This is a genomic window from Arthrobacter sp. B6 (assembly GCF_001663775.1).
In the GTDB taxonomy this organism is placed as follows: domain Bacteria; phylum Actinomycetota; class Actinomycetes; order Actinomycetales; family Micrococcaceae; genus Arthrobacter.
In genome coordinates this window covers 37,070-60,172 of the sequence record NZ_KV467169.1, presented here as the reverse complement: position 1 = coordinate 60,172, position 23,103 = coordinate 37,070, and the positions used below count along the sequence as shown (strand labels likewise).

The following is a 23,103-nucleotide window of genomic DNA, read 5'->3' as shown; positions in this document are numbered from 1 at the left end:
AGCCAGGCTCAGTAGTTTGTGAGCAGCGTGTCGAGGACCCGGGCGCCGAATTTCAGCGAGTCCGCCGGGACGCGTTCGTCCACACCGTGGAACATGCCGGTGAAGTCCAGATCGTCCGGAAGCTGCAGCGGTGCGAAGCCGTAGCCAGTGATGCCCAGACGGCTCAGGGACTTGTTGTCCGTACCCCCGGAGAGGGTGTACGGCAGCACCTTTGCTCCAGGGTCTTCGGCATGCAAAGCGTCAATCATGGAGTCAACCAGGTTGCCCGCGAACGGGACCTCGAGTGAGACGTCGTTATGCACGTAGCTGACGTCCACACCGTTTCCTGCGAGCTCACGCACAATTTCCAGGACGTGGTCCTGCTGGCCAGGCAGCGTGCGGCAGTCCACGAGGGCTTCTGCCGACTCCGGAATGACGTTGTGCTTGTAGCCGCCCTTCAAGAGCGTGGGGTTGGTCGTGTTCTGCAGTGTCGCCCCGACGAACCGCGCCACCGTTCCGAGCTGGCTCAGCAGGACGTCGGGGTTATCAGGATCGAATTCAACTCCCGTGAGTTCCGTGACCCCGTCCAGGAACTGGCGCGTGGTGGGAGTCAGCTCAATAGGCCACTGGTATTCCCCGATCCGGGTCACCGCCGCTGCCAGTCGTGTGATGGCGTTGTCGGTGTTGATCTGGGAGCCGTGCCCGGCCCGCCCGTGCGCAACGAGGCGTAGCCAGGAGATCCCCTTTTCAGCCGTCTGCAGGAGGTAGGTGCGCTGACCGCCAATGGTTGCCGAGAAACCGCCAACCTCCGAGATGGCTTCCGTCGCGCCCTCGAATAGTTCGGGGCGCTTGTCCACGGCGTACCGCGCACCGTACTCGCCGCCGGCCTCCTCGTCGGCGAAGAAGGCGAAAATGATGTCCCGATTCGGTTTGCGCCCCGTCCTGGCGAAGCCACGCAGCACAGACAGGATCATGGCATCCATGTCCTTCATGTCCACTGCACCGCGCCCCCAGATGAGACCGTCTTTGAGCTCCGCTCCGAACGGGTCCACGGACCACTGCTCCCTGAGCGCTGGAACAACGTCGAGGTGGCCGTGCACTACTAGGGCACTCGCGCCCGGGTCTTCGCCGGCCATCCTGGTTACGACGCTGGCCCGGCCGGGGGCTGACTCAAAGATTTCGGCCGGGAGGCCGACCTCCTCGATCAGGCCGGCCGTGTACTCGGCCGCGGCGCGCTCCCCGGGCCCGGAGCCGTCGCCGTAGTTTGAGGTGTCTATGCGGATGAGCTCCTGGCAGATCCGGACGACTTCATCTTCGGGACGGATATCGGGCATTGAGCACTCCTTATGAAGGTGGGCGGCTGCTGGAGACAGTGCGGAATCGCGTGCCTTCAGCCTACCCATTTGGCCCGATTCCATGTTTCAGGAAAGTTCATGTTAGAGTTTTTCTCGCTGCTTCGGAGAAACGCGAAACGCTGAAAGGCGGAAACGTTGTCCGAAATACCACCTGCGCGGGTGGCGGAATGGCAGACGCGCTAGCTTGAGGTGCTAGTCCTCGAAAGGGGGTGGGGGTTCAAGTCCCCCTCCGCGCACAGAAGGGAAAGCCCCTGGAATCCAAGGATTCCAGGGGCTTTTTTCTATGGCTGCAACCGACGATCCGGCTGCGGCCGCCGTCGGTCTTGTGCTGGCTGCACGTTCCGTGCTTTAGTAGCCCGCAGCAGTGCCGTTGGTCACATTCGGACCGAAAAGCGCCCGCCCCACGCGTAGTGGGGCGTTAGCCCGTTGGGGAATACCAGCGCCATGCTGTACGTTGCATACGCGACAGACTGAACCAAAGAAAAGAGAAACACCTAAGTGGCAACCGATTACGACGAACTCCGCTCCGACGTCAAGGAATCGCAGGACAACTCGCTCGAGGCGCTCCAGTCCGCGAACGCACCCGACGCCCGCAGTGTTGTGCTGGAACTCGACGAGGCAGATGGACTGGACGGCGCAGGCGTTCCGGGCGGCGAATTCGTTGCCGAGGAACTGATCGTCCAGGTCATCCCCCAGGCCGAAGACGAGTTCACGTGCTACTCCTGCTTCCTGGTCCGGCACCGCTCGCAGATCGCGCGGCAGAAGGATGGACACAGCTACTGCACGGACTGCGAAGGCTGATACCGCACAAAGAACAAACCCACCGGCGCCCGCTTCGGCAGGCGCACCTGGATACGATGAGGCGCGCCCACGCAAACCGTGGACGTGCCTTTCGTCTTTAACCGAGCCGGCTGCGGACCATCTGGCTGACGGCCTTCCCGTCAAATCGGCCGGCGACCTTAGCCGTCACGGGCTTCATCACGTCGCCCATCTGGCGCATACCCGGCGCCTGGCCCTGGGCGCTGAGTTCGGCGATGACGCCATCCACGATCGCTTCGACCTCTGCTTCCGTCAGCGGTTTAGGCAAGTAGGCCTCAATGACCTCGGCCTCGGCGATTTCGGCGGCAGCGCGGTCCGGTTCTCCTGCCTCGGAGTAGATCCGGGCGGTGTCACGGCGCTTCGCCGCTTCTTTCTGCAGCAGGGACGTCACCTGGGCGTCGTCCAGCACGACGGGCGTCTTGCCGGACTTTTCGCGGGTTTCGATCTCCCCCCGTACATTGCGTACCGTCGTTAGCGCTGTTTTGTTGCGCCCTTTCATGTGCACAACCACATCAGCGTGCAGTCGTTCCTTCAAAGTGGACACGGTATTCCTCGATTCGTAGCGCGCCCCAGGCAGGGGCGCGGGCAGGTCCAACTGCCCTCTAGTACCGTAGAGGGCTATGACGCACTATGACTACCTCCCGCCGGGCAGCGCGTGAACTCCCTGCCCGGCCAATTCTGGCAGCGTCTCATTGAAGCTTTCAGCCGGACAGCCCTCCCCAATGTCACCGTCGGTGAACTGGCAGTGGTCCTGCTTGCGGCGACGGCGCTGTCCATTCCCCGGGGCACGTGGCGCTACTTCGGGCTGTTGGCCACGGCAACTCATGAACTGGGCCACGCTTTCGCCGCCCTCATGAGCGGACAACGGCTGGGCGGGATAAGGCTCAGCCTGGACCACTCGGGGACAACCACAAGCTACAGCCGGGGCCGGCTGGCTTCCGTGTGGTCCGGATTCTGGGGGTACCCGGTCCCGGCGCTGGCAGGGGCTGCGCTTGTTTGGTCCGGGTTCAATGGGTGGGGACCGGCCGCACTGACGGCCGGCTCGCTGATCCTGGTCCTGTCGCTTCTTTTCGTACGCAACCTGGCGGGTTTCCTGATCACGTTGGCCGCCGCCGCCTCCGGCGCCGTGCTGGTTTTTTTCGTTCCGCACGCCTTCACTGGCCATGTGGCGATAGCCCTTGGCCTTGCACTGTTGGTGGCTGCAGTCCGCGACGTGATCAAGCTCATTCACGTGCACGTTCGCCGCCGGGACAGACTGGCCAGTTCAGACGCCTACTTGCTCTACCGCTCCACGTCCGTGCCTTCCTTCATTTGGATCGCGTTGTTCGTTGCCATCGTGGGGGCGTCGTGGGTCGTGGCCTGGCAGCCCGTCTCGGCCATTCTGGTGGCCAGAGCATAGGCTGGCGGGATGAACCAGGAATCGGGAGCAGCACGTTCCGGCAGTGCCACGGGCGGCGGGGATCACAGCACGTCGGGCGCCTATGTCACGGGAGGCGCCGAGTTCACCCGGGACACCAACTACATTGAGGATCGGATCACGCGCGACGGGAGGCCCGGTACCGGCGGTGAACCGGGATGGGCCGTTGAGGCCGGACGGTACCGCCTGATAGCGGCAAGGGCCTGCCCGTGGGCCAACCGGGCAGTCATAGTTCGGAGGCTCCTGGGCCTCGAAGATGCGATTTCCCTCGGCCAGCCCGGCCCCACCCATGATGCCCGCTCCTGGACCTTCGACCTGGATCCCGGCGGAGTGGACCCGGTCCTCGGTATCGAACGTATCCAAGCTGCCTACTTCCGGCGGTTCCCCAATTATCCGAGGGGAATCACCGTCCCTGTGATCGTGGATATTTGCAGCGGGGAAGTCGTGACGAACAATTTTCCGCAGATCACCCTCGACTTCTCCACCGAGTGGACGGAATTCCACCGTCCCGGTGCGCCGCAGCTATATCCGGAAGATCTGCGCGCGGAGATCGACGCAGTCAACAAACGCGTCTTCACCGAGGTGAATAACGGCGTCTACCGTTGTGGATTTGCCGGCTCGCAGGAGGCCTACGACGACGCCTTCGCCAGGCTATGGACAGCGATGGATTGGCTGGAGGAGCGGCTGTCTGGCCAGCGATACCTCGTGGGAGACACCATTACTGAAGCGGATGTCCGGCTGTTCACTACCCTGGCCCGGTTCGACGCGGTTTACCACGGCCACTTCAAGTGCAACCGCCAGAAGCTCACGGAAATGCCTGCGCTGTGGGGCTACGCACGCGACCTGTTCCAGACGCCTGGCTTCGGCGACACTATCGACTTTGTCCAGATAAAACAGCACTACTACATCGTGCATTCGGACATTAATCCCACGGGCGTCGTGCCGCAGGGCCCGGACCTGTCGGGCTGGCTGACTGCCCATAACCGGGAGGCGCTTGGCGGGCGGCCGTTCGGAGACGGGACTGCTCCAGGTCCCGTATCCCCCGCCGAACAAGTGGCGCCAGGTCACGGACCCATCGGCCGCGTGGAAAGCGCTTTCTAACAGGCTAAGCTGGGGCCATGCAAATTTCCCGTGGCTTTGCAGCGCCCGGTTTCGAAGCTGTTCTGGACCTTTTTGAGTCCCTCTTGGCTGATGATGAGCGCTACAGCGCCCAAGTGGCTGCCTACCATCACGGCGTGAGGGTGGTTGACCTGCACGGGGGTCCCCATCTCGCAGCTGACTCCATCACGGGGGCCTACTCCTGTTCCAAGGGCGTGGCCGCCATGGTGGTCGCCCTGCTGGTGCAGGACGGGCTGCTGGACCTCGACCGGCCCGTTGCCCACTACTGGCCGGAATTCGGGCAGTACGGCAAGGACCAGCTGCTCGTCCGCGAAGCCCTGTCCCACCAGGCGGGGGTGATGGGAGTGGAAGGCGGCTTTGCGCTGGACGAGTTCACTACGCCGCAGGCGGCCGCGCGGCTCGCGGCAACCCGCCCCGCGTGGCGTCCCGGCAGCTGTTTTGGATACCACGCAATCACCATCGGCATCCTCATGGAGGAACTTTGCCGACGCGTGGCAGGCGAGGCACTGCAGTCCCTTTACGACACCCGCATACGGCTGCCATTCGGCGTCGATTTCTTTTTGGGGTGCCGGTCGAGCTGGATGGCCGCTACCGGGATGTCCTTTACGACACCGACCCGCAGCAGCCCTGGCTGGATCCACTCAGCCTGGAAGGGCTCAATGGCAACGCGGCAGTGAGCACAATCATGGAACTCCCCAACCAGCGGACGGTAAGGGCGGCCGGGATGAGCGGCGCCGGCGGTGTCGGCTCGGCAGCGGGGCTTGCACGCCTTTACGCGGCAGCAACCACCGGCGTCGGAGGCGGCCCGCCGCTGCTCTCGCCGGATACGGTGGCAGCCATGTCCCAGGAGCAGGTCTGGGGCCTGGACCGTTCCTCGGGGTTGGACAACGCCTTTGCCGTGGTGTTCATGAAGCCGCACCCGTCACGGAATTTTGGCAGCCACCGGGCTTTTGGGCATGAAGGCGCCAACGCAGCCCTGGGCTTTGCGGACCCCTCCTACAGCCTTGGCTTTGGTTACATTCCGCGGCGGGCAGAGGAAGGCCGCACACCAGGCAAAGCGCACCGCCTTGCGCTTGAGGTCAGGCGCGCCGCCGCCGCCTTGTCCTAGCAGGACGCTGCCCCTAAGGTTGGGCGGATGGGTGACACTCAACAGCAGCGGGATGCCCGGCTGGCATACGGGACCCGGCTCTTGCGCCAGACGGTCAGAGGCGTATCGGCAGCGTTCACGCTGCAGCGCCTTCAGCTGGCTGCAAAGGCTGCGCTGGCCGCCGGGCTGGCCTTTTTTATAGCCCCGTTCATGCCGGGCGCGGCCGCGGAGTATCCGTATTATGCGCCGCTGGGCGCCCTGGTTTCGATGTACCACAATGTGGCCGGTTCCGTACGCCAGGGCCTCCAGACCCTGGTAGGCCTGGCCATGGGAATCGGGCTTGCCTTTCTACTGGTCAATGTCACAGACCCGTCACCTTTGACCGTTGCCATCTTTATGGGCATTGGGGTGCTGCTCGCGGGCCTCCCCCGGCTGGGGTCGGGACGGGACTGGATACCGACGGCGGCCCTGCTGGTTTTGCTGGTAGGTGGAAGCAATCCCGACGATTTTTCCTTCGGCTACCTCATCCAGATGGGTGTGGGCGTGGCTGTGGGCATCGCCGTGAACTTCCTGGTGTTTCCGCCGCTGCACTTTAACGCTGCCGCCGCCAGCCTGGACGAGCTCCGGCTGGCTCTTGGAACGCAGTTAACCGACATGGGGGCCGCGCTCAAAGAAAAGTGGCCGCCGGAGCACGAGGACTGGTCCCGCCGCTCGGACGAGCTGGCGACGGCCGCACGCTCCGTCCGCCACCTGGTCCAGGAAGCGGATGCAAGCCGGCGCGCGAACCCGCGCCGGCGGCTTCACCCCAGGGACGTGGACCTGGACTACCGCAACCTGCGTGAACTTGAGCGGGTGACGTTCCACATCCAGGACATGACTGAAGTGCTTTCCGATGTCATCTGGCAGGAAGGGGTGCCCTACACAGTCCCGTTCAGGGACAGCGTGCCGCTGGCGGATGCGGTGACCGCAACCGGGGAGCTGTTGCGCTCGTTCCGCAGTGAAGACGCTGAAGCGCAGCACGAACGGTTCGTTGCGGCGGAAGCGGCCGTCGAAGCGTGCATGGCCGCCACAGCCGGACCTGACCCGGACGCACGGACTCCAGACGGGGGTACGCTGACCGCTTCCAAATCAATCCTGCTGAGCCTGCACCGGATCCTCCGCGCGGTGAGGCCGGCGCCCTAGAGCGCAGCCACGGTACCGGCAAAATGCCTGCGGCCGGAGCGTGGATTCCATGCGACGAAATCGGACTCCCGCCAAGGCCCGCCCGGAAGCTGCACGGTGCTGATGTCCAGGGCAACCCGTCCCGGGAGGAACACCGGCGCTTCGAAGTCAACGTGCCAGCTGAACGAATCGCCCTTCACCGCTCCGACGTCCGCCAGCGCCCTCGACGCCAGATACATGCCATGGGCTATGGACCGGCGCATGCCCAGGGCCTTGGCAGACAGCACGCTGAGGTGGATCGGGTTGAAATCGCCGGACACTGCTGCGTAGGCCCTGCCGGTGTCCACGCCCAACTGCCACAGGGCCGTTGGATATGGCGCCTTGAAGTCGGTGCGCCCGCCCGTAGGCGACGGCTTGTCGATGCCCGGCAGGAATACGCCTTTGGCCAGGTACGTCGAGACGCCCCGCCAGCGGATAATGGCCGTACCGGCAGCCCGCACGTCGGCCACCACGTCCACTTGCGTCCCCGAACGGTGGCCCCGCAGGTTCTCCACGTGCGCGGTGATGTCCAGCTGTTCTGTGAACAGGACGGCCGAGCTTTGTTCAATGTGGTTGCTGAGATGAACCATGCCCAGCAGAGGCAACGGGAAATCGTCCCTGCTCATCACGCTCATGGCCAGCGGGAAGGCGAGGGCATGGATAAAGCCGGCCGGCAGGACATCGCTGGCCGTCTCGCCAATGAGGTGCTGGTAGGCGGTGAGGTTGCCGACGTCGGCAGCCACTCCCCTGACCTCGTGCCTGGCATCCGGAAGGTCCGGCGCGTCGTTCGATCCCAGCATGCGGCGGCGGGCTGCCTGCGCGGCTGCATTGATGTAGAGCTTGGAGAGGGAGGGCATCTCACCCAGGATGACCGGCTGGATCGTGGTCATGCCCCTACCACGTTCTGCCCGCAAACGCGCAGCACGACGCCGTTGATTCCTCCGGCGGCGTCACTTGCCAGGAAGGCGATGGCCTCCGCAACGTCGGTGGGCTGGCCGCCCTGCCGCAGGGAGTTGAGCCGGCGGCCCGCCTCCCTCAGCGCTACCGGAATCCGGGCGGTCATGTCGGTTTCGATGAATCCGGGTGCCACAGCGTTGATGGTGCCACCGTTTTCTGCCAGCAGCGGCGCGGAGGCGCGCACCATGCCCATCACTCCACCTTTGGAGGCGGCGTAGTTTGTTTGTCCCCGGTTGCCCGCGATGCCGCTCGTGGACGCCACCGACACAATGCGCGGTGAGGTGCGGAAGTGTTCAGAAGCGAGGAGCGCTTCGTTGATGCGGAGCTGGGCGGCGATGTTGACGTTGATGACGGACGACCAGCGCGCATGGTCCATGTTGGCCAGCAGTTTGTCCCTCGTGATTCCGGCGTTGTGGACGACTATGTCCAGGTGTCCGTGCCGCTGCACGGCGTGGTCAATGATCCGTTGGCCCGCGTCCTCGCGGCTGATGTCCAGCTGGAGCGCGGTGCCGTGTACTTCGTTGGCAACCGCGGCGAGGTGGTCCCCTGCCGCTGGGATGTCCACCAGTACCAGGGTGGCCCCGTCCCTGTGAAGGGTTCTGGCGATCGCCGCACCGATGCCGCGGGCCGCACCGGTAACGACGGCAACCTTGCCCGCCAGTGGTTGCCCGATGTCTGCCGGCAGGGTGCCGTCCGGGGAGGTGACAGTCAGGAACTGCCCGTCCACGTACGCCGACCGTCCGGAGAGGAAGAACCGCACGGCCGCCAGGGCGCTGGGGCTTGTGGCCGTAACCCCGTCCGCGAGAAGGATGCCGTTGCCCGTTGCGCCTGAGCGGAGCTCCTGGGCGAGTGACCGCAGGAACCCGTCCACGCCCTGCCTGGCCGCCGCCTGTGACGGATCCGCGCTGTTGGCGGCCGGCCGGGACAGGGTAATGACGCGGGCGCTTGGGGAGAGATCCCTCAGCGAGGACGCGGCTGCCAGGACCGGACCCTCCAGATCCTCGGGCCGATCCAATTCATCAAGTACCAGGACAATGGCGCCAAGCTTTTCGCGCGGGACGGCGTGCCGCCGGACATCCAGATCCCAGGAAAGCAGGCTGGCGGCAAGTGCGTCGGCGCCGGCGGTGCTGCCCTGGACAAGGATGGGCCCGGTAATCAGCGCCTGACCCGGCTGGTACCGGCGCAGGATGGCCGGCTGCGGAAGGCCCAGCTTCTTTGTGACTTTCTTCCCCAATCCCCGGTTCGCGAACTGGGTGTAGTTGTCTGTCATCCGGTCCCCCTACAGTGCTTCCAGAATTGCAACGACGCCCTGGCCGCCTGCCGCACAGATGGAGATGAGCCCCCGTGCGGGCCGTCCCTCAACAGCGCCCTTGGCATGCAGCATCTTGGCCAGCGAAGCAACAATACGCCCGCCGGTAGCGGCAAAGGGATGGCCGGCAGCCAGGGACGAGCCGTTGACATTCAGTTTGGCGCGGTCAATGGAGCCGAACGCCCCGTCCAGTCCCAGCCTGGTGCGGCCAAACTCTTCGTCCTCCCAGGCAGCCAGGGTACTGAGCACAGTGCCGGCGAAGGCTTCGTGGATCTCGTAGAAGTCAAAGTCGGCCAGGCTGAGCCCGTTGCGGGCAAGAAGCCGCGGAACCGCGAACGCGGGAGCCATCAGGAGCCCGTCCTTGCCGTGGACAAAGTCGACGGCGGCCGCCTCTCCATCCACAACCGCTGCCAGCTTTGGGAGGTCATGAGCATCAGCCCACTCCTCGGCCGCGAGGAGGACAGTGGAGGCGCCGTCTGTCAGCGGGGTGGAGTTACCGGCGGTCATGGTGGCTTCTGCCCCAAGGTTCCTGCCAAAAACGGGTTTCAGGGTGGCCAGTTTTTCCAGCGTGGTGTCGGCCCGCAGATTGGAATCCCGCGTCAGCCCGCGGTAGGGCGTCAGCAGGTCGTCGAAGAACCCGGCGTCATACGCGGCGGCCAGATTGCGGTGGCTGGCGAACGCCAGTTGGTCCTGCGCGTCCCGGGTAATGCCCCACTGGGCAGTGGTCAGAGCCTGGTGTTCACCCATGGAAAGTCCTGTACGGGGCTCGCCCGTGTTGGGGGCATCGGGGGCGAGGTCCCTGGGCCTCAGCCGGCTGATCACCTGAAGCCGCTGTGGGAGGGTCTTGGCCCGGTTGAGGTCCAGCAACACCTGGCGCAGTCCTTCGCTCACGGCGATGGGGGCATCGGACGCAGAGTCCACACCGCCGGCAATTGCCGAATCGATCTGGCGGAGCTTGATCTTGTTGGCAAGGCCAAGGACGGTTTCCAGCCCCGTGGCGCACGCCTGCTGAACGTCATAGGCCGGCGTTTCAGCGGACAGCGCAGAGCCCAGGACTGCTTCCCGCGTCAGGTTGAAATCCCGGGAATGCTTGAGGACCGCGCCGGCCGCGACCTCACCGATCCGCTCATCCTGAAGGCCGAACCTGGCAATAAGGCCGTCCAGGGCGGCCGTCAACATGTCCTGGTTCGATGACTTGGTGTAGGCGCCTCCGGACCGTGCAAAGGGGATCCGGTTTCCGCCCACAACCACGGCCCTGCGGGGCGTCGGAACGGTTGCGTGGGCAACCTGGGGGCTGGATTCCTGGGGTCCTGAAGCGGACTGTCCTTCGACGGACATACGTGTCTCCTCTGTTTTGGTTCGTTACCGATACCCAGCGTACCTGATACGCTGGGTATCGTGAACAACTCCCAGACAAAGGCATCCGGCCCCGCGGCCAGTTCCAGCGCAGACGGACGCTCTGCCCGCTGGCAAAGCCACCGCGAGGAACGCCGTCGGGAGCTGATCAAATCAGCGCGGCTGGCAGTGCATGCCTTGGGCAGCGATGCTTCGATGGAAGAGATAGCCACTGCAGCCGGCACCTCAAAGTCCGTTTTCTACCGGTACTTCGGAGATAAAGCCGGACTTCAGCAGGCAGTGGGCGAAGTGGTTCTCAGCCAGATGCAACGCCGCATCCGTGAAGCCGCCCAAAGCGCGCAGACGCCCCGCGAGGGCCTGCTGGCCATGGTGTCGGCCTATTTGCAGATGGCCGAAACGAGTCCCAATGTGTACACCTTCGTGACCCGTCCGTCTGCCGGGGAGCCGGATGGACACCAGGGCTCAGCGGCCATTTCCGGGGCACTCGGTCATTTTTTCGACTCCATCGCGGAGATGATAGCCACGCCAATGCGGGCACATCTTGGCGACGGCAAGGAAGCGGTGATTGGCTACTGGCCAACCGCCGCGATCGGCCTGGTCCGCAACGCCGGGGAGCGGTGGCTCAGCACTCCGGGCTCGCCCGCGAAGCCAGACCAGGAAGCCATGGCACGCCAGATCACGGCCTGGCTGTGCGTGGGAATAGCTTCTGAGCTTGAGCCCGACAAGTCGCCATGAATACTGCCGACCATCCGACAATTCCCCACCAACCCCACCTGTCAGAACCAACGAAGGACATTGACATGACTGAAGTAGTGGACCGTCCCAAGGGGCCACGGACCGACGGCCAGGCCAACGCGGGCGCAACCGCCTCCAACGCCCGGCCCGGAAACGCCCAGCCCGCCATCGACGTCGCCGCCCTGGGCGAACAGCTCCTGGGCAGGTGGGCGGGCATCCGCCGGCAGGCGCGCCAACTCGCCGAGAACCCGGAGCTGCACAAGAAAGAGGGCCTGACGCATACCGAACACCGCAGCCGCACGTTCGGCCAGCTGAAGTACCTCGTGGACAACGAAGCCGTCCACCGGGCCTTTCCCGCCGCCCTGGGCGGCGCGGACGACCACGGCGGCAACATCGCCGGCTTTGAGGAACTGGTCACGGCGGACCCTTCGCTGCAGATTAAAGCGGGCGTCCAATGGGGGCTGTTCGGATCAGCCGTGATGCACCTGGGAACAGAAGAACACCATGCGAAGTGGCTCCCGGGCATCATGAACCTGGACATTCCGGGCTGCTTTGCCATGACGGAGACGGGCCACGGCTCGGATGTGGCCAGCATCGCCACCACCGCCACGTACGACGCCGACAGCCAGGAATTCGTGGTGCACACACCATTCCGTGCGGCGTGGAAGGACTACATCGGCAACGCCGCCATCGACGGGCTCGGCGCTGTGGTCTTCGCACAGCTGGTCACCAAGGGCGTCAACCATGGCGTCCATGCCTTTTATGTTGACCTGCGGGATCCCGGTACCAAAGAGTTTCTGCCGGGAATCGGCGGCGAGGATGATGGCGTGAAAGGCGGCCTGAACGGCATAGACAACGGGCGCCTCCACTTCACGAATGTGCGCATTCCGCGCACGAACCTGCTGAACCGCTACGGCAACGTGGACGCTGACGGCACCTACACATCAATGATTGCCAGCCCGGGACGCCGGTTTTTTACCATGCTTGGCACCCTGGTCCAGGGCCGGGTTTCACTGGACGGGGCGGCCGTCGCCGCCTCGAAGATCGCGCTTAAGGCAGCCATCCAGTACGCCACTGAGCGCCGCCAGTTCAATTCCTCGTCCCATACCGATGAAGAGGTCCTGCTGGACTATCAGCGGCACCAGCGCCGTCTGTTCACACGGCTGGCAACAACTTACGCGGCCGGGTTTGCCCACGAGCAGCTCCTGCAGAAGTTTGACGACGTGTTCTCAGGCGCCCACGACACGGATGAGGACCGGCAGGACCTGGAGACACTGGCTGCAGCCCTCAAGCCGCTCAGCACCTGGCACGCCCTGGACACACTGCAGGAATGCCGTGAAGCCTGCGGCGGAGCCGGCTTCCTGATCGAAAACCGCTTCGCGTCACTCCGTGCCGACCTGGACGTATACGCCACCTTCGAAGGCGACAACACGGTGCTGCTCCAGTTGGTGGCCAAGCGTCTGCTCGCCGACTACGCCAAGGAGTTCCGGAACGTGGACTTCGGTGTGCTGGCACGGTACGTGGTGGGCCAGGCAACAGGGGTGGCCATCCACCGGACAGGCTTGCGGCAGGTTGCCCAGTTCGTGGCGGACACCGGCTCCGTCCAGAAGGCTGCGATTGCCCTGCGCGACGAGGAAGGCCAGCGCGCCCTCCTCACCGACAGGGTCCAGACCATGGTTGCGGACGTGGGATCCGCGCTGAAGGGTGCGGGGAGGCTGCCCCAGGACAAGGGGGCCGCCCTGTTCAACCAGCACCAGAACGAACTGATCGAGGCAGCCCAGGCGCACGCCGAACTGCTGCAGTGGGAAGCCTTCACCGAAGCGCTGCGTGACGTCGCCGATCCCGGCACCAAGACCGTGCTGACGTGGCTGCGCGACCTGTTCGGCCTTTCCCTGATTGAGAAAAACCTGGCCTGGTACCTCATGAACGGCAGGCTCTCCATGCAGCGCGGCCGCACTGTGGGTGACTACATCAACCGGCTGCTGATCAAGATCCGCCCGCACGCCGTGGACCTGGTGGACGCCTTCGGCTACAGCCCCGACCATATCCGGGCAGCGATCGCCACGGGGGCCGAAAAGGCACGGCAGGACGAGGCGCGGGAGTACCTGCGGGCACAGCGCGCCAGCGGCCAGTCCCCCATTGACGAGAAAGTCCTCTTGGCCCGCACCGCGGCCGCAGCGGGGGCGACTGCCAGGGCAGCGGCAACCGCACGCTCAGCGCGGAGCTGAGCCGGGTTCCAAGCTCAGTGTGGAAACGACGACGGCGCTGCTCCCCTCACGTGGGGAGCGGCGCCGTCGTTGTTCTGTTTGCCCGCCTCAGTTGAGTACTGAGCGGTACACCTCGAGCGTTGTTTCGGTGATGGATTCCCACGAGAAGTGCTCCTCGGCGCGCCGGCGGCCCGCCTGTCCCATGGCACGTGCGCGCTCCGGGTCGGAGACAACTTCGGTCAGGGCTGCTGCGAACTCGGTGACGAACTTCTCCGGATCCAAGGGTGTTCCGGTGCCGTCGGTGACCTGTTCAAGCTCCACCAGCAGGCCAGTTTCGCCGTGCTGGACAACTTCCGGGATGCCGCCAGTGGCACTGGCCACCACGGCAGCGCCGCATGCCATCGCCTCCAGGTTCACAATGCCGAGCGGTTCGTAGATCGACGGGCAGGCGAACGCCGTGGCATGGCTGAGGACCTGGATGAGTTCGTTTCGGGGCAGCATCCGTTCAATCAGCACCACACCTGTCCGCTGGCGCTGGAGTTCCTCAATGAGGCGTGCCGTTTCGGCTGCGAGTTCCGGTGTGTCCGCGGCACCCAGGCAGAGGACCAGCTGTACGTCCGCCGGCAATTTGGCGGCGGCGCGCAGCAGGTACGGAACGCCCTTCTGGCGCGTATTGCGGCCCACAAAGACCACGCTGGGTTTCGTGGGATCGATCCCCAGTGCTCGAATGGCTTCCTCACCTTCGTCACGGTGCCACAGCTCGACGTCGATGCCGTTATGGACGACGCGGACCTTGGCAGGGTCCACGTCCGGGTAGCTGCGCAGGATGTCCTGGCGCATGCCCTCAGATACGGCGATGATGGCGGCCGCAGCCTCGTAGGCGGTTTTTTCCACCCATGAGGACAAGGCGTAGCCGCCGCCGAGTTGCTCGGCCTTCCATGGCCGCAGCGGCTCAAGGCTGTGGGCGCTGAGAACGTGCGGGATGCCGTGCAGCAGGGATGCGAGGTGTCCGGCCATATTGGCATACCACGTGTGCGAATGGACAAGGTCGGCGCCCTCGACGTCCGGCACGATCCGAAGATCCACCCCCAGCGTCTGGACCGCCGCATTGGCCGAGCCAAGGTCCTCGGGCACGGAATACGAGGTCACCCCGGCGCCATGGTAGTCGGCGTCGCGGGAAGCCCCAAAGGCACGAACCTGCAGGTCAACGTGCTTACTAAGCACCCTGCTCAGTTCGGCCACGTGGACTCCGGCGCCTCCGTAGATCTCCGGCGGGAACTCTTTAGTCACAATGTCTATTCGCACGATACCCAAGGTAGTCCTTCCGGCTTATCTGTTCTAGTGTGAAGGAGTCCGGGCACGCCGGACTGTTTGGGGAGTTACGAAGGCGTACAGGAGTCACCACATGCCGTTGAACAAAAAAGTCCTGGCCATTGTCCTCGCAGGTGGCGAGGGAAACAGGTTGATGCCACTGACGGCGGACCGTGCTAAACCGGGCGTGCCCTTTGCCGGCAGTTACCGCCTCATCGACTTTGCGCTGTCCAACCTGGTGAATTCGCGTTACCTGCAGATCGTTGTCCTGACGCAGTACAAGTCGCACAGCCTTGACCGCCACATTTCCGAAACGTGGCGCATGTCCACCCAGCTGGGAAACTATGTGGCGTCAGTTCCCGCCCAGCAGCGTGTGGGCAAGAGCTGGTTCCTGGGCAGCGCCAACGCCATCTACCAGTCCCTGAACCTGATCCGCGACGCCAACCCGGACATCGTGGTGGTAGTCGGCGCAGACCACGTCTACCGCATGGACTTTGCCCAGATGGTGGAGCAGCACGTCCTTAGCGGAGCCAAGGCGACCGTGGCGGCCGTTCGCCAGCCGCTGAGCATGGCCAACCAGTTCGGCGTGATCGAAGTGGACCAGAACGACCCCCAGAAAATTGCCGCGTTCGTTGAGAAGCCGGCAAGCACGCCGGGCCTGGCCGCAGACCCCAGCCAGTTCCTCGCCTCAATGGGCAACTACGTATTCGACGCCGATGCCCTGGTGGCCGCCCTCCATGAGGACGCTGAGCGCCTGGACACCAAGCACGACATGGGCGGCGACATCATCCCCTATTTCGTCAAGAAAGGCGAAGCGGGCGTCTACGACTTCACCCTCAACGACATCCCCGGTTCCACCGAACGTGACCGCACCTACTGGCGCGACGTCGGCACCATCGACTCGTTCTACGACGCGCACATGGACCTCATTTCCCCGTTGCCCGTCTTCAATCTGTACAACTCCGAGTGGCCCATGTACACCCGCCAGAGCATTTCGCCGCCGGCCAAGTTCGTCCGCGGCGAGAAGGACACGGTGGGTACCGCCCTGGACTCGATCGTCTCCAACGGTGTGGTGATCTCCGGCGGCGTCGTGGAAGGTTCCGTCCTGTCCAATGACGTCTTCGTCGGGACTGGCAGCAGGGTCATCGATTCGGTTCTGATGGACAAGGTGAACATCGGCGCAGGCGCTGTGGTGAAACGGGCCATCATTGACAAGAACGTCAAGGTACCCGCAGGGGCAGCCATCGGGCTTGATGCGGACCTGGACCGTGCCCGTGGCTTCAAAGTCACCGAATCGGGGATCACGGTCCTGTCCAAGGGCCAGGAGGTGCCGGAGCCGGGCGACGAGGAACGTGCCCTCGCGGCCAGGAACCTGCACCTGGTTCCCAACGCCGTCAAGGCCGCCACCGCCAACTACCCTGAGCTGCGTGAATCGGTGGAGCAGGTGGCAGAGGTGCACGCCGGCGTGGCCAACGCCTCTGGTGGAGGCCGCAGCTCTTAGCACCACCTAAACCGTCCGGGCAGGCCGGATCTCCACAGGCTGTAAAATCGGTACAATGAGCTCCCCCGATCTGACGCCTGAGGAAATCCAGGCCTGCCTCAAGGTTTTAAACACCATCCACGCCTATGACGAGGAGCACCCGGACTACGTCTCGGTCCGGCGCGCCACCGGGAAGATGTTTAAAGCCGTCAAGCGGCACCGGCGCGTTACCAAGCGGGACCTCATCTCCGAAGCCGACCGTGCGGTGATCGCCCAGACGGCCACGGCAGCTCCGGACCGTATCGACGACGAAACCCGGGGCAACAAACTGGCGACGTCGGCCACTGGAGACATAGCCGGGCACCTCATCCGTTCGCGCCCCTGCTATATCTGCAAGCAGCACTACACCCAGGTGGATGCCTTCTACCACCAGCTCTGCCCCGAGTGTGCCGCCTTCAACCACGGCAAGCGGGATGCACGTACCGACCTCACTGGCCGCCGCGCGCTGCTCACCGGCGGGCGGGCGAAGATCGGCATGTACATAGCCTTGCGCCTTCTGCGTGACGGTGCTCACACCACCATCACCACGAGGTTCCCCAAGGATGCCGCACGCCGGTTCGCGGCGATGGAGGACAGCGGAGACTGGCTGCACCGGCTTCAGATTGTTGGCATCGACCTCCGGGACCCGTCACAGGTGATGGCGCTGACGGATTCGCTGAACGCTGCCGGCCCGCTCGACATCATCATCAACAACGCGGCGCAGACAGTCCGCCGCTCGGGCAATGCCTACAAACCCCTGGTGGATGCCGAGGATGAGCCGCTTCCCGCCGCCTTGGAGGCTGCCAACGGAGGCCCGGTGCTGCTGACATTCGGCCACGCCCACGACAAGCACCCGCTCGCCCTTGCCAGCAGCGTCACAGACCATCCCGTCCTGGCCGGGGATGCGATCACGTCGCTGGCACTTTCCACCGGTTCTGCCTCACTGGAGCGCATCGCGTCCGGGACAGCGATCGACGCCGGCGGGCTGGTCCCGGACCTGGCCACCATCAACAGCTGGACCCAAGTGGTGGACGAGGTGGATCCCCTGGAAATGCTTGAGGTCCAGCTCTGCAACGTCACGGCCCCGTTCCTGCTTGTCAGCCGGCTGCGCGGTGCGATGAAGCGGTCCACGGCTGACCGGAAGTACATCGTCAACGTCTCGGCCATGGAAGGCCAGTTCTCCCGCGCCTACAAGGGCCCGGGGCACCCGCACACCAACATGGCCAAGGCGGCGCTGAACATGATGACCCGGACCAGCGCCCAGGAAATGCTGGACACTGACGGGATCCTGATGACTGCCGTGGACACCGGCTGGATCACCGATGAGCGCCCGCACTTCACGAAGGTCCGGCTCATGGAGGAAGGCTTCCACGCGCCGCTGGCCCTCGTGGATGGCGCCGCACGCGTCTACGACCCCATTGTCATGGGCGAGAAAGGCGAGGACCAATACGGCGTCTTCCTGAAGGACTACAAGCCAAGCCCCTGGTAACAGGTCCCTCGCCGCCGCTGTCCGGGCCGACGACTCCGGCGTATGCTCACGGCATGAGCAACGATGTAACTCCCGAAGTGGAAAACCTGGACAACCACGAGTGCTGGGCGCTGTTGCGGACAGTGTCCGTGGGCCGGCTGGCAGTCCTCGCAGAGGGCCGGCCGGATATCTTCCCCATCAACTACACGGTGGACGGCGGCACCGTGGTGTTCAGGACCGGTCAAGGAACCAAGCTGGCCGCGGCGACCGGCGACTACGTGGCGGTGGAAGCAGACGGTGTGGATGCCAGCACCGGACTTGCCTGGAGTGTTGTGGTCAAGGGCTCCGCCGCCGCGGTCACAGGCACGGAACAGATCCTGGATACGGCTGCCCTGTACCTGTTTCCGTGGCAGGCAGGCAAAAAAGACGTGTTTGTCAGGGTGACCCCGGATTCGATCACGGGCCGGCGGTTCAAAGTCACGGCCCCCATGACCTGGTGGACCCAGCTGAGCGGGGCAGTCAAGGCGGCCCCGGAATAACCGGAACAGGCCATGAACGAAACAACAGGCCGGGCCTGCCGGCGCGGCCTGTTGTTTCTGGTCATGCGAGCCGCGTGATCTCCACACTGACGCTCAGCGCCGATCCGCCGCCGCCGGACAGGATGCCCTTGAGCGGAGGCACGTCGCGGTAGTCCCGGCCCCGGGCCACGGTGACGTGGTAGTCACCGGCCGGCTTATGGTTCGTGGGGTCCCAACTCCGCCACTGGCCGTCCCACCATTCCAGCCACGCGTGGGACTGGCCGGCCACCGTCTCACCGATGTCCGCCGTCGAACGCGGGTGGAGGTAACCGGACACATAGCGGGCAGGGATTCCGCAGCTGCGGAGGGCGCCGATGGCCAGGTGCGCCAGGTCCTGGCAGACGCCCTGCCGCTGTCCCCAGGCTTCTTCCGCGTTTGTGGTCACCGCGGTGGAACCGGACATGTAGGTCATTTCGCCGCGCATCCAGTCAAAGATGGCCAGGGCTGCCTCGTGCGGATTCTTTCCGTCAACCACACCGGGGATGATCCCAAGGACTTCCTCACCCGGACCGCTCAGCTGGGACTGCGGCAGCCAGTCACTGTAGGTGTTCAGTGTTTCGTCGGACGCCAGGACATCCCAACCGGCGATATCCGTCTCCAAGGGGATCTTTTCTGCCCGGTGGACCTCCACCGTGATGTTGGAGATTACTTCGAGGTGGTCGTGGGGCATCTGCATGTCGAAGGCCGTCACCCGCGTGCCCCAGTAGTCGCGGTAACTGCTCACGGCAGCCTGCGAGGGCGAAACCTTGAGAACCGACTCCAGGACCACCTGCTGGGGGTCGGTCAGCGGCGTCATGCGGGCCTCGTTGTAGGACAGCGTGACGCGCTTGTTGTACTTGTAGGCAGTCGTATGGATGATGCTCAGCCGGGTCATGAAACTTCTCCCACCCAGGCCAGTTCGTCCGCCTGATTGAAGTACTTACGGGAAATGGCGTCGGACGCCTGCGAGACGGCTTTCTGCACGCGCTCCATGTGCTCAGGGAGTTCGGACATAAGATCGTCCGTGCGGTGAAACTCCAGGAACGTGCGCGCCTGGCCGACGATCCTGCGGGCGTCGTTAATGAACCCCACGCGCTGGGCGGAGGGATCAAGCTTGGCGAGGCACTCGTCGGCGTCGCGCAGGGCGTACACGATAGAGCGCGGGAACAGGCGGTCCAGCAGCAGGAACTCGGCGGCGTGCTGGTCTCCGAAAGCAGCCCTGCGGGTACGCAGGAATGATTCATACGCGCCCGCACATCGCAGCATGTTCACCCAGGACATGCCAGCGGAAAGGACATCCCGGGTGGAAAGCATGCGGGCGGTCATGTCCGCGCGTTCGAGGGAACGGCCCAGCACCAGGAACAGCCAGCTTTCGTCGTGGCTCACGGTGGTGTCGGCGAGGCCGCTGACCATTGCCGTCCGTTCCAGAGTCCAGTTGCAGAAGCGGTACGTGCCCACCACGTCCTTGCGGTGCTGGCTCAGCCCGTAATAGGTGGTGTTGAGGCTCTCCCAGAGCCCGGAGGATACGGTCTCCCTGGCACGCCGGGCGTTCTCCCGGGCAGCGCCGAGGGATCCTGCAATCGACGTGGCGCTTGTTTTGTCATACGCCAAGGCATGAAGCAGCTCGGGCAGGCCGAAGTCTTCGCTCTGCGGCCGGGCGCCCATGACAGCCAGGAGTTCCTGCGCGACGCTGCGGCGCTCCTCCATGGGCAGGTGGTTCAGCCGCTCCAGGTGCACGTCCAGGATGCGGGCCGTGCCGTCTGCACGCTCCACATACCTGCCGATCCAAAAAAGGGACTCAGCAATACGGCTAAGCATTCGTGGCTACCTCCTGCGCGTCCGGAATCCGATGGGAAATTACTGCCGGGGCAAAGTCCCGGCTCACTGCTGCTGCTCCGACTGGCGGTCGCGCCAATTGCTTTCAACCGGCCAGACGGAGACCCGTTCGCGGATGGATATCGACGGCCGGGGAATCGTCTCCACCGGAACCTGGGGCGAGTCGGCCAGCACCCAGGTGTCTTTGGAACCACCGCCCTGGCTGGAATTCACAATGAGTGAACCCTCCTTGAGCGCCACCCGGGTGAGTCCGCCGGGGAGGACCCAGACGTCGTCGCCGTCGTTGACCGCGAACGGGCGCAGGTCCACGTGGCGCGGGCCAAACTTGTCGCCGCTCAGCGTGGGCACGGTGGAAAGCTGCAGCACCGGCTGCGCAATCCATCCCCGGGGGTCGGCAATGACGCGCTTGCGGAGCGCGTCGAGTTCGTCGTTGGAGGCATCGGGCCCGATGACCAGGCCCTTGCCGCCGGAGCCGTCAACGGGCTTGACCACCAGTTCGGCCAGGTTGTCCAGGACGTACTCCCTGGCATCCTTTTCCTCCAGCCGGAAGGTGTCCACGTTCGCGATGATTGGTTCCTCGCTCAGGTAGTACCGGATGAGGTCCGGGACGTAGCTGTACACCAGTTTGTCGTCCGCAACACCGTTGCCCACCGCGTTGGCGATGGTGACGCCGCCGGCCCGCGCTGCGTTGACAAGGCCGGGGCAGCCGAGCATGGAATCGGCGCGGAACTGCAAGGGGTCCAGGAATTCGTCGTCGATGCGCTTGTAGATCACGTCCACGCGCTGTTCGCCGGCAGTAGTGCGCATGTAGACGCGGTTGCCGCGGCAGATAAGGTCGCGGCCCTCCACCAGTTCAACACCCATCAGGCCGGCCAGCAGGGTGTGCTCGAAGTAGGCGCTGTTGAAGACACCGGGGGTCAGGACCACCACGGTGGGGTCGTCGACGCCGGATGGTGCGGTCTTGCGCAGGGCCGAGAGCAGCCGGCGCGGGTATTCCTCCACCGGACGGATAAGCTGCTGGCCGAAGGCCTCAGGCAAGCCCTTTGCCATGGCCCGGCGGTTCTCCAGGACGTAGCTCACGCCGGAGGGTACCCGGACGTTGTCCTCGAGGACGCGGAAGGTTCCGGCCGCATCGCGGACGACGTCAATACCGGAAATGTGCACGCGGACGCCGCCGGCGGGCTGGAATCCCTGCACCTGGCGGTGGAAGTGGGCGCTGGTGGTGACGAGCTGGCGCGGGATGACACCATCGGCCACCACGGACATTTTGTCGTAGACGTCATTGAGGAAGGCTTCCAGGGCCTTGACCCGCTGTGCCACGCCCCTTTCCATCACGGTCCATTCATCCGCAGGGATGACCCGCGGAACGATATCCAGCGGGAACGGCCGCTCCTCCCCCGCGAAGTCAAAGGTCACACCGCGGTCCAGAAACGTCCGCGCCATCGAATCAGCCCGCGCGCTGACGTCGGCGAGGGACAGCTTCTGCAGGGCATCCGCCACCTGGCCGTAAGACTCGCGGGCGTCCTGGCTTGGGGTGAACATCTCGTCGTAGGCGCCGGATCTCCCGGCGGCCTCGGAGTAATCCTGGAATAGGTCTGACATGTCCTTTAGCCAACCATCTTTTTGTTTCGAAATCATTACTGCCATCCATTGTGGCGTGTTGGACCGGCGCCGCCGGTTCGTGGAATCCGTGTCCTTTCCGGCAAAGTAGGTGAGTGCCAGTGTTCAGAAGCCGCAGACGTCCCGCGCGGGGAGCTCCCGGGAGGGCCCGGAGCTTACCGAACCCAGGGCGGCGCCTGGGCTGGGACCGTTACGTGCCGGGCCTGCTGACGGCGGCGCTGGCGCTGGGGACCGCATTCCTCATCCACGGACTGGTCCCCGTGCTGCCCGCCATGACCCTCGCGGTTGTCCTTGGGCTGCTTGCGGCGAACCTCCCGGGCACTGCCGTCTGGGTTGCCGGACGTGCCAGGCCGGGACTCGATTTCGCCGGCAAGCACTTCATGCGCGGCGGGATCGTGCTTCTGGGGCTCAAAGTCAGCATCATGGACGTCCTGGGCCTCGGTTGGCTGGCACTGCTGCTGGTGGCCGGTGTGGTGCTGGCCAGTTTCGCCGGCACTTACGTTATCTCGCGGCTTTTCCGGCTGCCTGGGGAAACGTCGCTACTGATTGCCACTGGTTTCTCCATCTGCGGGGCGTCCGCCATCGGCGCCATGGCAGCGGTCCGCAAAATCCGGCACGTGGACACGGTATTGCCCGTGGCGCTCGTGACACTGTGCGGAACCCTGGCCATCGGTGTCCTGCCGCTGTTGGTCCATCCGCTGCAGCTCACTCCCCTGGCCTTCGGTGCCTGGACGGGGGCCTCCGTGCACGACGTTGGCCAGGTGGTGGCCACCGCGCAGACCGCCGGGACAGCGGCGCTGGGGATCGCCGTCGTAGTTAAACTCACCCGCGTGCTGCTCCTGGCACCGGTTGTGGCTGCGGCCGGGGTCCATCAGCGCCTGCGTGCGCCGAGGGCCACCGGTAAAGAAACATCTCCCGGCCCGTCGGAATCTTTGGCAGTGGCCGAGCTGGAACGCCTGCCTCCTGTGATCCCGCTCTTTGTGCTCGGCTTCGTGGCCATGGTCGGACTGCGCTCCAGCGGATGGCTCCCTCCGGGCGTCCTCGACGCCGGGGCCGGACTGCAGGACATCCTGCTGGGTGCCGCGCTGTTCGGGCTGGGGTCCGCTGTCCGGATCCGTACGCTCCTGCACACCGGGACCCGGGCCCTCCTGGCTGCCTTGGCGGCGTGGCTGCTGATCGCGCTGCTCGGCCTCGCGGCCGCGCTGCTGATGACTGCGTAGGCCCGCGCCGGCCCGCCGCCGGGTAGGGAACC

At 64.8% G+C, this 23,103-nt stretch carries 19 protein-coding genes, 1 tRNA gene and 1 pseudogene; 12 read left to right on the top strand and 9 right to left on the bottom strand.

Features of this window, described 5'->3' with window-relative positions:
- Nucleotides 1-8: 8 nt before the first annotated feature.
- A complete protein-coding gene (locus tag AU175_RS14925) occupies nucleotides 9-1,313 on the bottom strand; it encodes a M20/M25/M40 family metallo-hydrolase (protein WP_066291317.1) in 1,305 nt (434 codons plus the stop codon).
- A gap of 174 nt (nucleotides 1,314-1,487) precedes the next feature.
- Here AU175_RS14925 and AU175_RS14920 point away from each other — a divergent pair.
- A tRNA-Leu gene (locus AU175_RS14920) sits at nucleotides 1,488-1,570 on the top strand.
- A 262-nt stretch (nucleotides 1,571-1,832) separates the two neighbouring features.
- Nucleotides 1,833-2,135, top strand: a complete 303-nt coding sequence (locus AU175_RS14915; protein ID WP_066291315.1) for a DUF4193 domain-containing protein — start codon at nucleotides 1,833-1,835, stop codon at nucleotides 2,133-2,135.
- 97 nt (nucleotides 2,136-2,232) lie between these two features.
- Here AU175_RS14915 and AU175_RS14910 read toward each other — a convergent pair whose 3' ends face one another.
- A complete protein-coding gene (locus AU175_RS14910; protein ID WP_066291313.1) occupies nucleotides 2,233-2,697 on the bottom strand; it encodes a GatB/YqeY domain-containing protein in 465 nt (154 codons plus the stop codon).
- A gap of 111 nt (nucleotides 2,698-2,808) precedes the next feature.
- On the opposite strand from AU175_RS14910, the gene AU175_RS14905 reads away from it, so the two are divergent.
- The 4 genes and pseudogenes from AU175_RS14905 (at nucleotide 2,809) to AU175_RS14890 (ending at nucleotide 6,958) form a co-directional block, all read left to right on the top strand.
- Complete coding sequence (locus AU175_RS14905; protein ID WP_066291310.1) at nucleotides 2,809-3,552, top strand: M50 family metallopeptidase; 744 nt, start codon at nucleotides 2,809-2,811, stop codon at nucleotides 3,550-3,552.
- Nucleotides 3,553-3,561: 9 nt separating this feature from the next.
- The gene (locus AU175_RS14900) at nucleotides 3,562-4,671 is read left to right on the top strand and encodes a glutathione S-transferase family protein (RefSeq protein WP_066291307.1); all 1,110 of its coding nucleotides are present in this window, start codon (nucleotides 3,562-3,564) and stop codon (nucleotides 4,669-4,671) included.
- 17 nt (nucleotides 4,672-4,688) lie between these two features.
- A pseudogene (locus AU175_RS22820) lies at nucleotides 4,689-5,797 on the top strand (serine hydrolase domain-containing protein).
- Between the two features lie 27 nt (nucleotides 5,798-5,824).
- Nucleotides 5,825-6,958: an FUSC family protein gene (locus AU175_RS14890; protein ID WP_082979242.1), complete on the top strand. Its 1,134-nt coding sequence runs from the start codon at nucleotides 5,825-5,827 to the stop codon at nucleotides 6,956-6,958.
- On the opposite strand, the gene AU175_RS14885 is transcribed toward AU175_RS14890, so the two are convergent.
- Genes AU175_RS14885 through AU175_RS14875 form a run of 3 tightly spaced genes read right to left on the bottom strand, consistent with a single transcriptional unit; the run spans nucleotide 6,955 to nucleotide 10,580 of the window.
- Nucleotides 6,955-7,866, bottom strand: a complete 912-nt coding sequence (locus AU175_RS14885) for a MaoC family dehydratase (RefSeq protein ID WP_066291305.1) — start codon at nucleotides 7,864-7,866, stop codon at nucleotides 6,955-6,957. The genes AU175_RS14890 and AU175_RS14885 overlap by 4 nt on opposite strands.
- Nucleotides 7,863-9,203 carry a 3-oxoacyl-ACP reductase gene (locus tag AU175_RS14880; RefSeq protein ID WP_066291298.1) on the bottom strand — a complete coding sequence of 447 codons (1,341 nt, stop codon included), beginning with the start codon at nucleotides 9,201-9,203 and terminating at the stop codon, nucleotides 7,863-7,865. Before AU175_RS14880 ends, AU175_RS14885 begins: the two co-directional genes overlap by 4 nt.
- 9 nt (nucleotides 9,204-9,212) lie before the next feature.
- On the bottom strand, nucleotides 9,213-10,580 hold the full coding sequence (locus AU175_RS14875; RefSeq protein WP_066291295.1) for an acetyl-CoA C-acetyltransferase: 1,368 nt from the start codon (nucleotides 10,578-10,580) through the stop codon (nucleotides 9,213-9,215).
- Between the two features lie 60 nt (nucleotides 10,581-10,640).
- Between AU175_RS14875 and AU175_RS14870 the strand changes: the two genes are divergently transcribed.
- Together AU175_RS14870 and AU175_RS14865 are read left to right on the top strand one after the other, a co-directional pair.
- A complete protein-coding gene (locus tag AU175_RS14870) occupies nucleotides 10,641-11,333 on the top strand; it encodes a TetR/AcrR family transcriptional regulator (protein WP_231938626.1) in 693 nt (230 codons plus the stop codon).
- Nucleotides 11,334-11,398: 65 nt separating this feature from the next.
- On the top strand, nucleotides 11,399-13,561 hold the full coding sequence (locus AU175_RS14865) for an acyl-CoA dehydrogenase family protein (RefSeq protein WP_066291290.1): 2,163 nt from the start codon (nucleotides 11,399-11,401) through the stop codon (nucleotides 13,559-13,561).
- Nucleotides 13,562-13,648: 87 nt separating this feature from the next.
- Here the strand turns inward: AU175_RS14865 and glgA are convergent, their stop codons facing one another.
- Nucleotides 13,649-14,845 carry a glycogen synthase gene (gene glgA, locus AU175_RS14860; RefSeq protein WP_066294190.1) on the bottom strand — a complete coding sequence of 399 codons (1,197 nt, stop codon included), beginning with the start codon at nucleotides 14,843-14,845 and terminating at the stop codon, nucleotides 13,649-13,651.
- Between the two features lie 100 nt (nucleotides 14,846-14,945).
- Between glgA and glgC the strand changes: the two genes are divergently transcribed.
- From glgC to AU175_RS14845, 3 genes are read left to right on the top strand one after another with little or no spacing between them, the layout of a single operon-like run.
- Nucleotides 14,946-16,352, top strand: a complete 1,407-nt coding sequence (glgC, locus tag AU175_RS14855) for a glucose-1-phosphate adenylyltransferase (RefSeq protein WP_066291288.1) — start codon at nucleotides 14,946-14,948, stop codon at nucleotides 16,350-16,352.
- Nucleotides 16,353-16,407: 55 nt separating this feature from the next.
- Complete coding sequence (locus AU175_RS14850; protein WP_066291285.1) at nucleotides 16,408-17,859, top strand: SDR family oxidoreductase; 1,452 nt, start codon at nucleotides 16,408-16,410, stop codon at nucleotides 17,857-17,859.
- 53 nt (nucleotides 17,860-17,912) lie between these two features.
- Nucleotides 17,913-18,377, top strand: a complete 465-nt coding sequence (locus AU175_RS14845; protein WP_066291282.1) for a pyridoxamine 5'-phosphate oxidase family protein — start codon at nucleotides 17,913-17,915, stop codon at nucleotides 18,375-18,377.
- Nucleotides 18,378-18,438: 61 nt separating this feature from the next.
- Here the strand turns inward: AU175_RS14845 and AU175_RS14840 are convergent, their stop codons facing one another.
- From AU175_RS14840 to AU175_RS14830, 3 genes are all read right to left on the bottom strand, one after another.
- A complete protein-coding gene (locus tag AU175_RS14840; RefSeq protein ID WP_066291281.1) occupies nucleotides 18,439-19,290 on the bottom strand; it encodes a transglutaminase family protein in 852 nt (283 codons plus the stop codon).
- Nucleotides 19,287-20,213, bottom strand: a complete 927-nt coding sequence (locus AU175_RS14835; RefSeq protein ID WP_018761308.1) for an alpha-E domain-containing protein — start codon at nucleotides 20,211-20,213, stop codon at nucleotides 19,287-19,289. Before AU175_RS14835 ends, AU175_RS14840 begins: the two co-directional genes overlap by 4 nt.
- Nucleotides 20,214-20,276: 63 nt before the next feature.
- Nucleotides 20,277-21,833, bottom strand: coding sequence for a circularly permuted type 2 ATP-grasp protein (locus AU175_RS14830; RefSeq protein WP_066291277.1), 1,557 nt, complete (start codon nucleotides 21,831-21,833; stop codon nucleotides 20,277-20,279).
- Between the two features lie 212 nt (nucleotides 21,834-22,045).
- Between AU175_RS14830 and AU175_RS14825 the strand changes: the two genes are divergently transcribed.
- Nucleotides 22,046-23,071, top strand: a complete 1,026-nt coding sequence (locus tag AU175_RS14825; RefSeq protein ID WP_156642431.1) for a YeiH family protein — start codon at nucleotides 22,046-22,048, stop codon at nucleotides 23,069-23,071.
- Nucleotides 23,072-23,103 lie beyond the last annotated feature (32 nt).